Source organism: Hymenobacter swuensis DY53 (assembly GCF_000576555.1).
GTDB classification, from domain to species: Bacteria; Bacteroidota; Bacteroidia; order Cytophagales; family Hymenobacteraceae; genus Hymenobacter; species Hymenobacter swuensis.
Window position 1 is genome coordinate 763,606 of record NZ_CP007145.1, and the last position, 16,530, is coordinate 780,135.

Here is a 16,530-nt window from a genome sequence, read left to right on the forward strand (position 1 = left end):
GGGTTGATATATGTCTCAGGACGTTATGCTGAGCGAAGCTGGAGGCGTAGTCGAAGCATCTCAGCCTCTGGACTATCAAAAGCCTTACAACGAAGCGGTAGAGATGCTTCCGCTTCGCTCAGCATGACGGGGTAAAACGGACGCTTAATACTCTGTGGGCAGCTCGCCGAGGGCACGGAGCAGGTCTACTTTGCTGCTCAGGAGCTGGAAGAGGGCGGTATAATAGTTGAGCTGGGAAGTGCGCAGGGTGGTTTGGGCCACAATCAGATCGATATAGGCCCGGATGCCTTCCCGGTACTGCAGGTTGATGACGTTGTACACTTCCTTGGAGGCTTCCAGATTGCGCTTGCCCAGCATGTATTGCGTGTAGTAGCCCTTGTAGTTGGCCAGTGCCGTGGCGTACTCCGTGTTGATCTGGTTGCGGGTGTTGTTCACGTCCTCATCCAGGCGGGTGTTTTCGAGGCGGGCACGCCGCATGTTCTGGGTGCGCCGGAAACCGGTGAAAATGGGTAAGCCAAGCTGCAAACCGGCGTAGGAGTTCGGGAAGCGCATGCGGTACTGGTCGCTCACCGAATTATTCTGATAGACTGAGTTGTAATTGCCAAACGCCGACAACGACGGCAGGAAACCCAGGCGGTAGTAATCCACTGTAATATCCTGCAACGACTTCTGCGTCTGAAGCTGCTGGATTTCGATGCGGTTGTTAATATTCAGGGCCACGGCTGTGTCCATGGTGGCATCCATTTCCAGCTTCAGCGTGTCGTATTGCAGGGCCAACGGACGTTCCGGCGGCAGGCCCATCAGCTGCTTGAGGTAAGCCAGCCGCGCCTTAATGGCTTCCTGCGACTGTTTGCGGCCGGCCAGGGAGTTGTTGAGCGAAATTTCGGCCTGCAGGTACTCCGTTTTGTCGGCAATGCCGGTTTCGTAGCGGGCCCGGGCGTCGCGGTAATTGCGCTGGAGGCGGGCAATATCCTGGCTGAATACGTCGAGCTGACGTTGGGCCAGCAGTACATCGTAGAAGCCCTTGCTCACGTCTGAAACCGTGGCAATCTTGACATTCACGGCATTTTGGGCGGCAGCCTGGTTGTTGAACCGCTTGCTGCGGGCGGCTAGGTACACGTCGTTGTTATAAATTACCTGCGTCCCGCTCAGCCCCACAGTCGTCACGTTGCGCACGCCCAGCTGGCGCGGGGTGGCAATGCCGGTGGTTGGGTCAGGGAAAACAGTGAAAGGCAGCTGGAAATAATGCTGGGCCGTGCCCTGGAGCCCTACCTGGGGCAGCCAAGCGGCCAACGCTACCTGGTTGTTGGCCTGCGTGATTTCCTGGTCGATGCGGGCCTGGCGTACCAGGGGCTGGTTTACCAGGGCCACATTCAGGCACTGCGCAAGGGTAAACTCCTGGTTTGGCGGCAAAGAAGGAGTGACCGTCTGGGCCACGCTTACGCTGGGAGCAAGCCACAGAAAGCCCAGCAGCAGCCGGAGCGTCTGGTGTACGTAGTTCATAGGAAGGAAAAAGCAGTTACTCCGATACGTAACTGGACGGTTCAGGGCTGGGCGACCCAAGACAAGCGGATAGAGCGGATGCCCCGATGGACACATACGGCCGGGGGAGGCTGCACGAAGGGCAAAGGCCGAAGCCGGTGGGCGGACTCCGAGTAGTAGCAGGGCGGAAGCTGGTTAAACCTGCCGGCCGCCGAAAGGTTTTGCAGAGTTTTTACGAAACGGCCTGACAGTGCCGCCTGGCTCATGGCAAGTAGAAGCAGCCGCTGGACCGGAGCCGTTCGGTTGCTTGGACTCAATTCGCGCTGCTGCGTGAGCGGCTTATTCCAGTTCCGTCACCGTCACCAGCACATCGGTGTTGCGGCCGTGGTCATCGGCACAGGATATTTTGAGCGGACCGGCCGACGGGCGGAAGAATACTCGTTCGGTGGCTTTGGCGGTGCGCAGAAATTGGTCGTTGATGTACCAGTGCACCTGGCGTACCTCGTTGTCGGTGGTGCAGCTAAGCAGGAGCTGCTGTTGCTCGCGCCGGTTGAGCACGTACTCGGTGTTGGCGGTGGGCGAGGTGATAGTGGGGGCCAGCTCCTGGCCGCCGCGCACCCGCTGGCACTGCGGATTGTGGGGCGGCAGGCGGCGGTACGGAATGCCCTGGGCCTCCTTATAGGCCGCTACCTCCGGCAGCAGATTCGGATATAGCTCCCGACGGTAGCCGGCCGCCGGCGCGCACGCCCGGCAATACGTGAAGCTGCCATCTTCTGACACCAGCACCTCGCGCTGATGCTGGCACCGCTGCCCGCTGCTCACGCTGGGTAAAAAGTAGTCGATGATTTGATTGGGGCAGTTTTCACCGGGTACCAAGCCGCTTTCGGCGCATACCAGCCGAAAATCCAGCGCGGCCGGGGGCGCAAACCAGTCGTTGGGCGAGTTGTAGGCCAGGGCGTTGAACAGGTCGAACAGCAAAGGCGTGGCCACGTCGGCGCCTGTCAGGGCCGGGCTGCCCTGCCCGCTGAAGTTGCCCAGCCACACGCCAATGGTGTACTCTCGGTTGTAGCCGATGCTCCAAGCGTCGCGGCGGCCGTAGCTGGTGCCGGTTTTCCAGGCCACTTTGGGCAACCGCATGCTGCTGGCGGTGCCCAGCGGCAGGTCAGGGCGGGTAAGCTGGGCCAGAATATCAGTGGTTAGAAAAGCTGCCGACTCCGTAATTAGAGGTGTGGTGGATTGGTGTTGCTTCGTGGATACGAACTGCAACGGCGCAAACTGTCCGGCATCGGCCAGCGTCACATACAGATTTGTCAGTTCTTCCAAACTAGCCCCGCAGCCGCCCAAAATGCTGCTCAAACCCAGCTGGGTGCGGTTGCGCGTGACGCTGCGGAAGCCAGCCTGGCGGAGCTTGTCGGTGAAGGCGGGCACGCCGAGTTGGTTGAGCACGCGCACAGCCGGGATGTTGAGGGAGTAGGCCAGAGCGCGCTCCAGCGTCACTTCGCCGTTGCAGTGCTTGTCGAAGTTCTCGGGGCGGTAGCCCTGGAAATTGGTGGGCACGTCAGGCAGCAGCTGTTTGGGCGTGACGAGGCCCCGGTCCATGGCCAGCGCATACAGAAACGGCTTGAGCGTGCTGCCCGGCGAGCGAACCGCCACCACGCCGTCGTTCTGGCCCTGGCCCACGAAGTCGCGGAAATCGGCCGAGCCCACGTAGGCTTCCACCTGCCGGGTGCGGTTGTTTACCACCAGCACGGCGGCCTGCGAGATACCCAATTCGCGCAGACGGCGCACGTAATTGCGGGTGAGGTCCTCGGCCTTGCTTTGCTTTGCGCGCTGCAGGCTGCTACGGATGATGGCCGCGTGCGGAAACTGCCGCACCAGCCGCCGCGCCAGGTGCGGGGCCTGGGTGGGGGCAGGGTGGCGCTGCACGTCCAGCGGCTCCAGCAGCGCATCTGCTACGTCTTGTGCTGGAAATAGTCGCGCTGCTCCGAAACGCCGCAGCCACCGGTTACGCTCCCGCAGCACAGCCGCGTTGTTCTTGCCCAGTACCAGCCCCCGCGGCCGGTTCGGGATGATGGCCAGCGTCACGGTCTGGGCCAAAGAGAGGTAGTCGGGTGTTTGCTGGAAGTAGAGCAGCGCGGCCGATTTTACGCCTTCCACGTTGCCGCCGTAGGGCACTAGGTTCAGGTAGAGCTGCAGAATCTCGTCTTTGCTATAGTGGGCTTCCAACTGCACGGCTCGGGCCATTTCCAGCAGCTTGTTGGGGAACGTGCGCTCCTTGGGTTCCAGCAGTCGGGCCACCTGCATGGTGATGGTGCTGGCTCCAGTGGTGCGCCCCGTGCCAAACACATTGCGCCCGGCCGCCTGCACCAGCGCCAGCGGGTTCACCCCAAAATGCCACCGAAACCACCGGTCTTCCTTCTCAATGATGGCCGCCCGCAGCACCGGCGTAATCTCGCGCAGCTCCGTCTTCATCCGCCACTTCTGGGTGGGGTTGAGGTAGGCATGCAGCACTGATCCATCGGCGGCCAGCACAATGGGCGAGTACTGCGGCGTCGGCGGCACCGGAAACGCCCAGTCCAGCCCCAGCAAAAGCAGCAGCAACAGGCCGAAACCCGCCAGAACACGCCATCGGATGCGGTAATGCATAGCAGCGGCAAGATAAGGGCTTCGGCTCGGGCTCCGTGAGCCGAGTAGTGGTGTAAACGAGCTTACTGTGCGGCCTGGTCGCGGCGGCGGCGGGCCCGGAGCGTATTAAAGCGTTGTTCCAAATCCTCAGTGCTGATGAAAAAAGCTGGGTTAGCATCAGCATCCCGCAGGGAATCCAGCAAGGCTTTAGCCGGGGTGTACTGCCGCTGATTGATAAGCGCATCGGCCCGTTGCAACGTCTGCTGACCCCGGACAGCGGCTTCCGGACTATCGGCTTCCCGCGTCACGTTTCCCCGGCCATCAGTACGGAAATAAAAGTAGTAGCCCATCCACAGAATCATCCCGAAGAACATGACTAGGATGGAAATCAGAATAAGACGAAAGTTGATCATTGTTGAGGAAAGAATGAGTTATAAAAGGATTGGGCGTACTACTGAGTTAGCTACAGTCTTGAATTTTGACAGTGCATTTTACAACGTGGAAACCCTGTTTAAGAGAAGTATAAGTGGTTAAGGTCGAATTAATTCATGGCGTGAAATCTGACCATGCTCGAAGTAGATGGTAAGCATGGCAGGACTGCTACCAAGAAAGCTCGGTTCCTCTCCTAACTCATACGTCCATGCGTCAGTGTTTTCACCAACATCCGGCTTTCCCAACAGAGACAGCGCCTGTGACTTGGGAAGATTTCGTAGGATACCAGAATCTACAAGATCCTGTACCTTGGTGTACCGAGCGGTTGGTTGAGCTACCCAGTGCTGAGGGATGAATGACTGTCGGGGATAAGAATAGGCTACCCAGCCGAAAGTGGCAATTCCACCGATGAAAATTAGCAGCGTCAGTAAAAAGCTATTGGCAAGAATAACCGCTTTCCTGTGCCAGCCTGAGAACGGAAATCTGCGAGTAAGCACATAGCCCGCCCAAATACCTCCAGCAAGAGAAAAAGGTAGCCAGATCAGTAGAATGCTAATCATCTAAAAAGTAGATAGTACGGTGTGAAATATATTCATCCTGAGCTGAGCAAGGGACCTTATCATGTCACGTCTGGATTATGACGTAACATGATAAGGTCCTTTACTCTGCTCAGGATGACAACTTCTGTTTACCGCACCCGCACCACGCCGCTGCCGGCGTAGCTGTGGTACTCGGCATTGTACATGGCGTCGGCGCTGACGGGGCCTAGCTTGAAGGTGCCTTTTGAGACGGCGCGGCAGAGGTAGTAGAACGATTTGGGCTGGGGCGTGACGGTGGTGAAGAGGTTGATTCGGTCGTCGCGCACGTCGAGGTAGTCGGGTTGGGCGGCGTCGGTGGCCCAGGTGATGTCGCGCACGGCGCCGATGCGCGGGTTTTCGATTTCCAGGCCGGCGGGGAGCAGGTCGGTGATGGCTACGTTCTTGACTTCCCCGGCCGACTCGGCCGACTGGATGGTGATTTTCACCACTACTAAATCATTCTGGCGGAAGCTGGTGCTGCCTACGGGCTGGCCGGTGCGGTTGAGGAACTGGCGGCGCACTTGCAGGTAGGCATCTTCCTCGCGCACTTGGCCGGTGGGCGAGATACCCTCGGTTTCCCAGAAGTAGTAGAGGCTGCCTTTGCCGCTGGTGCGCAGGGCCAGCTGGCGGTTGGCCACGTTGCTTACCGTGAGGTCCTTGCCCGAGAAGTTGCCGATGGCCTTACCATCCGCCAGCAGACTGGCCGTGACGGTGCTGCCGGCGTTTTTCTTAGCCAGCTTGCCCAGGGCCAGCAGCGCGAAGGCGCGTTCCTGGGTGCTGAGCCAGCCGGCCTGCTTCACCTGGCGGCTGAGCTGGCGGGCCAGGATGTTTACCTGGGCATTGGCCGGGTCGGCGGCGAGCAGGGCGTTGAGCACCAAAGCCTCGTCGCGGATGGGGGAGGAGAAAGCGCCATCGAGCTGGCGGCCGGCAATGGACTGCACCCCGAAGCGGGTGGGCAGGGCCTCCCGGTAGCTGCGCTGGTTGCCGCTCAGGGCGAAGGCCGCCGCCAGGAGGTAGCGGGAGTCTTCGGGCAGCAGCTTGCGGTTGGCTTTGTAATAGTTCAGGCCCACGGCATCGGGGCGGCCAGCCAGGGCCAGCACGTAGAGCGAATAGGCAATTTCCTTCTTGGCCAGCGTCACGGGTTGAATCACGCCGCCGGTCTGGATGATGTTGTAGGTGTCGGTTTCGCGCTTACGGACGCGGGCCTGCAGGTAGCGAAGCACCCGGTCCAGCACGTTCTTGTTCACGTCGAAGCCGGCTTGTTGGGCTTCCAGCAGGAAGTGGGCGGCGTAGGCGGTGGCCCACCAGTTGTCGTAGTCGCCGCCGGGCCAGTAGCTGAGGCTGCCGTTGTACATCTGCTGGGCTTCCACCTTGCGGATGGCTTCCTGCACGTGGTAGTTGGGGTTGAACAGACCGGCCTTGCCCGTTTTGCCGGTTTTCTGACCCAAAGAAGCGGCCAAATCACCGTAGTACAGCTGCGGGAAAGCGGCCGACACGGTTTGCTCCAGGCAGCCGTAGGGGTATTGTAGCAGGTAGCGCAGGTCCTTGGCAAACTCCGTCATCGGCGAGCGGCTCACCACCAGTTGGCTCCGCAGGGAGGAAGGCAGGAAGTCGGTGCGCAGGTTCAGCTGCTGGGCCGCGCCGCCCGCCACCACGCCCGCCCCCGTGCGCTTCTGCAGCGGCGAAGCGGGGCGGATGGGTAGTTCGATGGTTTCGGTGAAGGTTTCGTTTGTTTTTGAATTCTTAACTGTAATTACAACGCTACCAGTGCCAATAGATGGCTTGGCATTAACCCGGAAGCTAATGCGTTTCTCTGTGTTGGGAGGAAGCTTAACAGCATATCCAGCCGGTTCTACCTTGTTTGGCAAAGAGCCATCTTGAATTAAGGATTCAGCTGATGCAAGAGGGCCAGTGAGCTGTTTCTTGACCATAACCCACATTTCCTTACCCGTCGTATTCGTCAGCGTTATGGGCACGTCAATCGTATCGCCGGGGCTGAGGAAGCGGGGGAGGGTCGTTGAAATAACCACCGGGTCGGCCACTTTCATGGTATGTTCGGCCGAGCCGAAGGCGTCGCCTTTGTAGGCCACGGCCATGATGCGGATGGCCCCGCTGAACTGCGGGATTTGCAGCTTGTAGCGCACCTTGCCGCTGGCGTCGGCGGTGAGCACGCCGCTCCATTTGGCCAGCAGGCGCACGCGGCGGTTGGGCACGGGCGTGGTGCGGCGCGAGAGGTCGTAGCCGTCGCCGCCGGTGCTGCTGGTGCCCAGCTCGGGCAGCAGGAAGGGGTACACGTCGTAGGCCTGCACTTCCAGGGCGCGCTTCTGGTAGAAGTAGCCGTAGGGGTCGGGCGTGCGGTAGTCCTTCATCTGCAGAATGCCCTCGTCCACCATGGCCAGCGTCACCTGCGCGCCGGGGGCGGTGGTCACTTCAATGGTCTGGGCGGTCTGGGAGCGGCTTTGGGCGGGGGCTTTGATGGCGACTTGCAGGCGCGCGCCGGGCTTTTCCACCGTGAGCGGCACGAAGCCCCGGGCCACGGTGAGGGGCAGGCGGTTGTCCTTGATTTCGCGGATGGCGGTGGCCGTCACGTAGATGTTGGGCACGTGGTTGCCTCGGATGGGCACGTCCACCTTGGCCGATTTCTCGTCGGTGGTCACGTAGAAATGGTCGAGCACCCTGTCTCGCTCCACGGTTACGAGCACGCGGCCGGAGAAGGGCGTTTTCAGCAGCAGGTGGGCCACGTCGCCGGGCTGGTACTTGGGCTTGTCAGCCTCAATGGTCACCTCGCCCTCGTTGTTCACCTCGAAGGAGTTGCTCTGGGTGTCGCCGTAGCCGTAGGCGTACACGCGCCGGGCCACGTAGGTGCTGGCCCCGGGCCGCGCCACCCGGATTTCGTACTCGCCGGAGTAGGTGGGCGAGAAGCCTAAGTTGGCATCGGACGTACTGCTGCCGTACACCGGAATGGTGCGGTTGAGCACCACTTCCTCGCGCTTCTGCGAGTTGTACACGTAGCGGCCGCCCTGGCGCTCAATCACCGTTTCCCAGAGCAGGCGCACGATTTGCACCTGTGCCTGGGCCTGGGTGGGCTTGCCGGCCGGCGTGAGGGCCACCAGCTGCACGGCCAGCGGCTTGCCGGTGCTCACCAGATCATCGGCGCTCCGAATGCCGAACAGCACCGGCTGGGTCTGCACCTCGAAGGTGGCCAGGCGGTTTACCGGGCGGCCGGTTTCGTCGAATACCGTGGTGAAGGCCGCGCCTTCCAGGGTGCCGAGGTCGGTGTAGTCGGGTACCTGGTAGGTGGCGGTGCCGCGGCCGGCAGCGTCGGTGGTGCCTTCGCGAGTGGTCTTCTCGAAACGGTCGGAAATGGGCGTCGATTCCAGGTCGCCGTAGCTGCCGCGCCGTTTGTCGCCGCTGTTGATGGCGAAGGTGTACTGATCGTAGCCTTTCGGCTTGAAGGCCTTTTCCTTCAGCGAAAACTCGACTTCAAACTTGCGGTCGGCGGCGGGCGGGCCAAACAGGTTCTGGGCCGTAATCAGGGCCGAAACCGACTGGCTGGGCTTCACCACGGCGCGGTCGGCCTTCACGTTCACTTTCATGCGGTCCGGAATAAACTCCTCCACCGAGAGCTGGCGCGAAGTCAGCAGCACGTCGTTGCCGGTCAGGACTTCCAGGGTGTAGAGGCCGGTCATCACGGCCGGGGGCAGAATGAAGCGCGCTTCGAAGGAGCCGGCCGTGTTCAGCTGCTTCTGCAGGCTGGCGTACTCCTTGCCGGTGGGCAGCAGCAGCCGGATTTTCACCGGCAAGCCCTTGGGCGGGGCCTGCCAGGCATCGGTGCGCAGTACGGTGTTGGTCTGGATGGTGTCGCCGGGGCGGTATAGGTCCCGGTCGCCGTAGAGGAAGGCCTGGTAGCGGGCGGCGTTGGTTTGCAGGCCGCCCACCTCAAAGCGGGAGGTTTCCACGCGGCTGCGGCTCAGGTCGAGGAAGGTGAAATCGTTGCCCTGCTGGGCCATCACCATACCCAGCTTGAAGCGGCCGTTGGCAGCCGTGCTGTCGAAGCGGGCCACGCCGTCGCCGTTGGAAAGGCCGGTGCCCATCACCTGGTTGTTGGTGCTGATGTAGCGCAGCTCCACGCCGGCAAGCGGCTTGGCGTTGCGGATGGAGTTGGTGAAAACCAGCGTGCTGCCGCCTTTGCCCTGCTTCACAATCAGTCCGATATCCGACACGGCCACCAGCTTGCTCACCTGCAGCCACTGCCGCTCGGTGTCCTGTACTTTGATGATGTAGAGCCCCTTCAGACCGCCCGCAAACTCCAGGTCCTTCAGGTTCAGGTTCAGCAGCCGCAGCCCCTGCGCCTTCGGCAGCCCCGACACGGTGTAGGTGCGCTCGGTGAGGACGTTGCCGAGGTTTTCCACGTCGTAGTACTGGAAGGAGCGGTCCACGTATTCGCCGCCGTCGCCTTCTTCCTCGTTGCCTTCCTCGCCGTCGTACTCGGGGTAGCCGTACTGGCTGCCGCCGCGCAGTAGTTGCTGGATGTTGTTGGCGTAGACTTTGGCAATGGTCACCTTCACCTGGCCCACCTCGTTGATGCGCACGCCCAGGTTGCGCGAGCCCAGCGCGTCGAGGTACATGGCCTTCTCGGCGCTGCCGAAGCTGATGGTGGGCCGCTCGTCGGAGAAGCTCACCGACTGCGTTACGCCCTCCCCGAGCATCCCGCCCAGCGCCCCTCGCAGGCCCTGGTTCACGCCAATCTGGTAAGTGCGGCCCACCTCGAAGCCGCCTTTCAGCCGCACCCCGTTTTCCGTTTCCTCCACCTCGTAGGCCACCTGCGGCGACACGCTGAGGTAGCTCTGCAAATCGGTGGCCGTGACGGGCTGGTTGGTGGTGATGAGCACCATTGGGTCAGCGTTTTTCAGCGAGCCTTCGATGGTAGTTACCTGCAGGGCCTCGGGGTCGGGCACCGTTACCTGGGTTTCGTAGTCGGCGGTGCTGGGCTGGTCGCTGCCCACGGCGTGCAGGCCCTGGGCCAGCGCCACGGTGAGCGGCGTGCCGGGGCGCACCTGCTGGTTGAGGCTCACGCGCACCACCTCGCCCGGCTCGCCGCTCACCTCAAAGGCCACGGGCTGGGCGTCCTGGGTCACGCGTAGCAGCGGCTTCACGTCGGCGGGCTTTACGGCGTAGTTGAAGGGCAGCTCCACGCGCATCTCGGCGGTGCCGGCGGCCCGACTGGAGCGGCCCCAGAACGCCTGCGGCTCCTGCAGCTCTAGGTAGGGCGTGTGGAATTTCTGGCGGTTCTCGGGCAGCTCGGCGTTGCGCTTGCCCTCGGGCAGTGCCTCCTTGCGCAGCGTGGCCTTGAAGTTGGTGCTAGGCTTAAACGGCGTGCTGGGCGAGAAAATCAGCTCCCGGTCCGACGTCCACTTGAACTTGCCGCGCAAGGCTGGCTCGAAGCTCACCACCTGCACCGTATCCCAGCGGTCCTGCAGCTCAGGCGTCACCACGGCATCGGCAAACTGAAACACGAGGTTCTGGTACGGGTCAATTTCCTCGCCGTTGGGGTCCTGGCCGGCATCGGAACCGGACCTGGAGCAGGCGCACAGCACCGCCAGCAACACCAGCAACGGCAGGCGGGAAAAGGAGCGAAACAGCATGGAAGGGGGAGGAGTTAGGAAAGACGCCGGAAGGTATAGAAAAACGGCGTTTCTACTAGGTTTTGTATAGGTTTGAATGGGAATAAATCTATAAAGCAGAAGCTGTTCAAATGAGCGAAGTGACTAACCTGCTGATTACGTTCGGATCAGAGAATGAGGAAGCGGTGCTGAAACAGCTTGGCGAATACAAACACAGAGGATTGTCCTTCCATATTGTTTCGGTAAAGGATAAAAGCCTTCCACAAGGTTGGTATGGGGGATCAAAGAATTTGGAGTGCTCCGTTTTACTGGGAGCTTACAACCATCTTCACCTGAAGTCGCTGGTAGAGTTTATGCGTGGAATGGTATGGGAAGCTCCGGAAGATGTGCAATTGATCATTCGGAAACAGTGGGAATCTAAGTTTCGGATAATTGATCTGTTCCCGGAAGAGCAATAAAACCCGCTATACCCCAACTGGCGCGAGTTTAGCGCCGCCATAACTCGTGACCAGATACTGATGTGAAGGCTGAGCCTCCACTGCCGCGACGCGGCAAGTCGGTGCCGCGCCGCCTGAGTTGGTTGTTCCTACGGGCGAGTTAAAAACTCGCGGCATGAGTTGGTACGAGTTTTCAACTCGCCCGCCAGTTACAGGGAATAATCACGTCTGGTTTATATTATACCTTATCTTCAACAGACCCTAAATAATGCTTACGTATGGAAGAGAAGATACAGTTAGATATCTGCTGTTGCGCTCTGGCGAAAGTTCGCGCTAAGGCGGTAATCTATTCCGTGCTGAGTGAATTCACGCCAAATCATACGCCCTTACGTGGTGACTATGGGTGTTGGCATGTTCCCTATAGTAACCCCGATTACGAATTTATTTCGGAGGGTGCAATGCTGGAATATTACGCCTAGCATCCCACAGCAACGTGCTCTTTCTTCTGGGAATCAAAAACGGATTGGGCTTACAGTCCTACAGTTGGGGCATTTTTCACCTCAGATGGATTCCTGATAATAAGTGTAACTATCAATGGCAGTGCGGCAGATGCCCAGCGCTTTCTGGGTAGATTAAAAGCTTGTCTGGGTTCAGAGGTAGGGGTGATTAGCTACATTGATCCACCTGACTTTATAGATGGTCAGAGCTTTCTCACCAGATATAACTAGCTCTTACACCCCCTCAAACACCTCCGCCCACTCAATGCCGAACCCCGGCAGGGTGTGTAGAAGTCGCTACGGGCTGGTAGCGGCCCTCGAGTAACACGGATACCGAAAGGTTTTTTACAAAATGATTAAGAAATACAACGGGCTCCATATGCAGCATCTGGAGCCCGTTACGTGTATACTTATCTATTCTACTGGTTCCATGGAAGCCGAAGGCTCGAGAGGAAACTCAGGACCAGGCTCTTTAGGCGTTGGCTGCGGCTCAAACCGGCTCTTGAAGCGGGCGTACAGCGCGTTCATGCCCAGCAGCAGCAACCCCATCAGAATAAAGACTACCGCCCGCGTGATAGTACCTGTCTGGCGCAAATCGAAGAAGAGCAGCCGGGCCAGGCTGAGCGCCATGCCGGCCAGGGCCACGTAGCGCAAATCGGGGCGGCGCAGGAGCAGGCTGCACACGAAAGCAGCCACTACTTCCAGCATCAGCAGTACCGTGAGCACAGAGTGGTCGAAGGACTGGACTAGCAGCAGCGTAAGGGCTCCGAAAGCCGGGTAGAGCAGCAGCGGAACAAGAAGAGCAGGCGAGATATGACCCAGGCCGGCCAACGGGGCCAGCATCGGGGGCCAGTAGGCCGGGCGTACGGCGGCGGTTTGCAGCCGGACAGCGGCATAGGCAAACAGCAGCGCCACCGCCCCAAACGATACCATCCACGGCACCGTCAGCAGTTGACCGGGAGCCAGGTAGCGCACCGACACGTAGCCGCTACACAGCACCGCTGCCCCAAAAAACAGCAGCCCGTACACTTGCACCCGGCGCAGGTGCCAGGGCAGGCGGGCCCCGCCCAGCGTCAGCCCAAACGCCCCAGCTACCCAGAGTAGTGGCAGCCATTCGGTCCGGATTTCATAGCCGATGGTAAAGCCGGCGAACAGCAGCAGCGCCTCCGGCAGCAACGGCTGCAGATACCGCCAGGAGCGGTAAAGAGGTTCCGACGCGGGAGTCCGTTGCCAGGCCAGCCCCCCGAGCAGTAGCAACGTTGCGCCGGCCGTGAGGCGGCGGTCCGGCAGCCCCGGCAGCAGGTCGGTCGGGTTATCCAGCAGCACATGAAAGTGCCCCAGCAGCCCCAGTGCAAGCAGAGCGTAGGTGAGGTGAAGCAGGAACCGGTCGGGGGAACCGGCGCGGTGCAGGGTTTCGGGAGTAGCGTAGTGGCGGCGGGCCCGGTGGGCGGCGGTGGCGGTCAGCGCTGCCAGCAGCAGCCAGAGCAGCGCCGGCAACGCCTCGGCCCGCGGGGCAAAGGCCACCCAGCTGAGCAGCGTAGCTTGTACGCCCAGCAGATACAGCCACGGCGCGCGCACCTGCTGGCTAGCCGCCGGCCACCACGAGGTAAACAGCCCCGTAGCCGCCACCAGCAGCAGCGGCAGCAGGTAGCTCATTACCTGTAGCGGCTGGAAAACTGCCGTTGCCGGCAAGGCGTGGTTCCACTGCAGCACCTGGTAGCCGATGGTGGTCAGCACCACGCCCAGCCACAGGCCGGGCACGGCAAACCGGCGGCGCACCAGCAGCAAGCCGGCCAACAGGCCCGCCGCCACCCAGCCGGCCCAGGTATGCGCATACACCAGGCCGCCCGCCGCCAGCAGCTGCCCGGCCGGCAACAGCCCCAGGAGCCGCACCCGGTGCCGTGGGTCATCGGAAAGTGGCACGGCATCAAGCACCGGGGCCTGTTGCCAGTGCAGCCAGCGCTGAGTTGCTACCGTAGCCAATGCCGCCCCCACCAGCAGGGCCGCCCGTTGCAGATCAGCAAGCGAATCCAGCCGGCATACCAGGAACGGCAATGCTACGGCCAGCGCCATGGTAAACAGCAGCAGCCCGCGGTACAGACCGGTTTCCTGCTGCCAGGCCAGCGCTATGGTAAACAGCAGCAGCTCCGCATATAGCAGCGTAACGGTGGCGGGCCAGCTTAGCCCCAGCTCGTGCAGCCCCATCATACTAACGGCCAGCACCAGCTGTCCCAGCAGCAGGTGCGCCGGCCGGAACCAGCCCCGCTGCCCGCGCCACCAGTACGCCAGCCCGAACAGCAAGCCGGCCGCCGCGCTGCCGCCGCCCAATAAAGCCCCCAGTGGTGGTTGAGCTTGTCCGAATACGGCCTGCACAAACAGGCCCGTCGCGCCCAGGTAGAGCAGCAGCGTAAGGCCAAACAAGGTCTGTTGCAGGGAGGTAGTGTGAGCGGGAGCCAGCAGCCGCTGCCAGCCAGTGCGCAGCACGGGCAGCATCAGCAGTACGGAGCTGCTGAGGCCGGCCGCTGATAGCAGCAGCAGGCGGCGGTGCAGCTCACCGGCTTCCAGCTCGCGGACCGTGCCGGTACACGTCAGCAGGAAAATAATGCCGCTGAGCAGCGTAGCACCCAGCAAAGCACGATAGGCGTTGGCTTCGCGGACCCAGCCGCAGGCTCCGGCCAGCAGCAGGGTTTCCAGGTACAGCAGCAGGAGCGTGGCGGGCCAGCCCAGCCCCGCTTCGTGCAGCCCGAGCAGGGCTACTACCAGCAATGCCTGACCACACAGCAGATGCAGCGTGCGGAACCAGCCGCCCGTAGCGCGCAGCCACCACGCCACCCCAAAAACGGCCCCGGCCGCGGCCAGCGTACCGCTTAGCAGGGCAAACAGGGGCGGCTGCGCGAAACCGAAAACAGCCTTGGCCAGCAGTGCGCCCGCCCCGAGGTAGAGCGCCCCCACAACCCCGCCGAACGTCTGCTGCATGTCGCGGCTCCGGCTTTCGGAATCATTCTGCAGCCAGGCCGTTTGTTGCAGCAGCAGGTAGTAGGCCGCGCCCAGCAAACCGGCCAGCAGCAGCAGAAACGCGTTGCGGGGCAGCTCGGCCGCGGTGTAGGTGCCGAGTTGCGTCAGGTTGAGCAGCACCAGGCCCAGCCCGGCCAGCAGGGCACCCACCGATGCCACCTGGAATACTACTTTCTCCTGCTCCCGTGCCATCACAAACGCTACCAGCAGGGTTTCCAGCAGCATAAACAACAGAATGAGCGTTCCGGACGCGTGCCAGCCCTGCAGCGAAAAGGCTGCGAATAAGGCCAGCATCAGGGAAATGATGCTATCCGTGCGGAACAGCCACCCGATGCCCAGTTGCCGGGCCTGCCGCGCCACCCAGAACGTAAACAGTGCCCCCAGCCCCAACGGTATCGTTTTCCAGGGCGAGCCGGTGCTGTAACGGTACAGGTTGATGCCCAAACAGGTCCAGTTGAGGACATGAGCCGCAAACAGCAGCGCATCGAAGCGGACGGTGGCGTACACCTTCCGGTACTGTACCACGGCTCCCGCCACCCCCACCAGCAGCACCAGGGCCATTGCGGGCAGCCGCACCGCCGTCGGCAGCACACCCGTTGCCACCTCCGTAACTCCCTGATGCCAGTACTGGTGAAACGCGAAAAAGCTTAGAATGCTCAACAGCAGCTGGTATTTCCAGCGTTGCCGGTACGTGATTCCGATGCTGAATACCGTAACGCCAGCCGTCGCTGCCAGCGTCAGCAGGTTGTGCGGTAATACGGCCAGGGCCACCAGACTCAGCACGCCGTGCAAGGTGGCTACGGTTTCCCGGCGGGCATCCCAGGCCAGCCACAGATTCACGGCCACGCCCGCCAGCAGCAGCAGATAGCTTAGCGGCGGTTCGGCCCACTGCAGCCCCGGTACGCTCACGGCCCCCACGCAGGCAAATAGGAATATTGCCGCCGCGCTGCTTTGTAGCCACACGTGCAGCTTCGCCGCAAACGGCCGGGGCCGCAGGTAATAGTGCAGCCCCAGCAGCACCGCCGCAAAGCCGGTAATCATGCCGAAGCGAGCCGGGGCACTTACCCGCAAGGCCGTGTAGATGCCCAGAAACCCAATGCCGGTCACGAGTACCATGGCTCCCAGCACGCCCGTCCAGTTGTCGAGCAAAAGCTGCTCGGTTCGGTCCCACCACGTAGGGCCGGCTGGCTGGGTAGGCTGGGGACGCGCCGGAGTTGGTCGTAAAGCCGGTACCCGATCCGGCTGCGGAGCCGGGGCCGGCCGGGGCATTGGCGGTGTAACCGGGGGCTGCGTAGTTGGTGGTGGTGTAACCGGCGCCGGGCTGGCAACCGCAGGCGTCGGTGTAACTAATGCTGCCTCGGCAACGGGTGATGCGGCTGCGGCCGGGGCGGGTGGAACGGCCGCCACCACCGGAGCCGGAATCGGTAAGGCGGGCGCAACGGGCGGCGTAACTGGTGTAGGCGGCGTAACGACTGGAACCACGGTTAGGGCCGGCGGCACTGGCTCCCGGCGCGTAACCAGAGCCGCCTCAACTGGGACGGGGGCGGGTGAAGCAGTAGCGGCGACGCGCGGCAGCCGGAGTAACTCCTGGCGCAGCTGTTCCACCGTAATCTGCAGTTCGGTGTGGGCCTCTTCGCGCTGCTGTAACTGGTCGGTCAGGTCGCGCAGCCGTTTGCTGATGTTCTGATACAGTACGGCCAGTACAATGACCGTCAGCATCAGCAGGGAGGTGCTCATAGGGGAAATCCGTAAGAGATAAAACACAAAGTGGCCGTGGTCAGACAGCCGATAATAGGGCGGTGGGGGCGCTGAAGAATCCGGCAGCCACCTGCAATCCGCT

Annotated in this window: 7 protein-coding genes; 1 reads left to right on the forward strand and 6 read right to left on the reverse strand. The window is 61.6% G+C overall.

Annotated features, from left to right (window positions below):
* Positions 1-144: 144 nt before the first annotated feature.
* The 5 genes from HSW_RS04780 to HSW_RS04800 form a co-directional block, all read right to left on the reverse strand.
* The gene (locus HSW_RS04780) at positions 145-1,503 is read right to left on the reverse strand and encodes a TolC family protein (RefSeq protein WP_044001037.1); all 1,359 of its coding nucleotides are present in this window, start codon (positions 1,501-1,503) and stop codon (positions 145-147) included.
* A gap of 318 nt (positions 1,504-1,821) precedes the next feature.
* The gene (gene pbpC / locus HSW_RS04785; protein ID WP_052346123.1) at positions 1,822-4,128 is read right to left on the reverse strand and encodes a penicillin-binding protein 1C; all 2,307 of its coding nucleotides are present in this window, start codon (positions 4,126-4,128) and stop codon (positions 1,822-1,824) included.
* Positions 4,129-4,190: 62 nt separating this feature from the next.
* Positions 4,191-4,520, reverse strand: a complete 330-nt coding sequence (locus HSW_RS04790) for a hypothetical protein (RefSeq protein ID WP_044001038.1) — start codon at positions 4,518-4,520, stop codon at positions 4,191-4,193.
* Positions 4,521-4,637: 117 nt separating this feature from the next.
* Positions 4,638-5,099, reverse strand: a complete 462-nt coding sequence (locus tag HSW_RS04795) for a hypothetical protein (protein ID WP_044001039.1) — start codon at positions 5,097-5,099, stop codon at positions 4,638-4,640.
* 128 nt (positions 5,100-5,227) lie between these two features.
* Positions 5,228-10,762 (reverse strand): alpha-2-macroglobulin family protein, encoded by a 5,535-nt coding sequence (locus HSW_RS04800; RefSeq protein ID WP_044001040.1) that lies wholly within the window; start codon positions 10,760-10,762, stop codon positions 5,228-5,230.
* A 119-nt stretch (positions 10,763-10,881) separates the two neighbouring features.
* Here HSW_RS04800 and HSW_RS04805 point away from each other — a divergent pair, with 119 nt between their 5' ends.
* On the forward strand, positions 10,882-11,199 hold the full coding sequence (locus tag HSW_RS04805) for a hypothetical protein (RefSeq protein WP_155832822.1): 318 nt from the start codon (positions 10,882-10,884) through the stop codon (positions 11,197-11,199).
* A gap of 890 nt (positions 11,200-12,089) precedes the next feature.
* Here the strand turns inward: HSW_RS04805 and HSW_RS04810 are convergent.
* Positions 12,090-16,427 (reverse strand): hypothetical protein, encoded by a 4,338-nt coding sequence (locus tag HSW_RS04810; RefSeq protein ID WP_052346124.1) that lies wholly within the window; start codon positions 16,425-16,427, stop codon positions 12,090-12,092.
* Positions 16,428-16,530 lie beyond the last annotated feature (103 nt).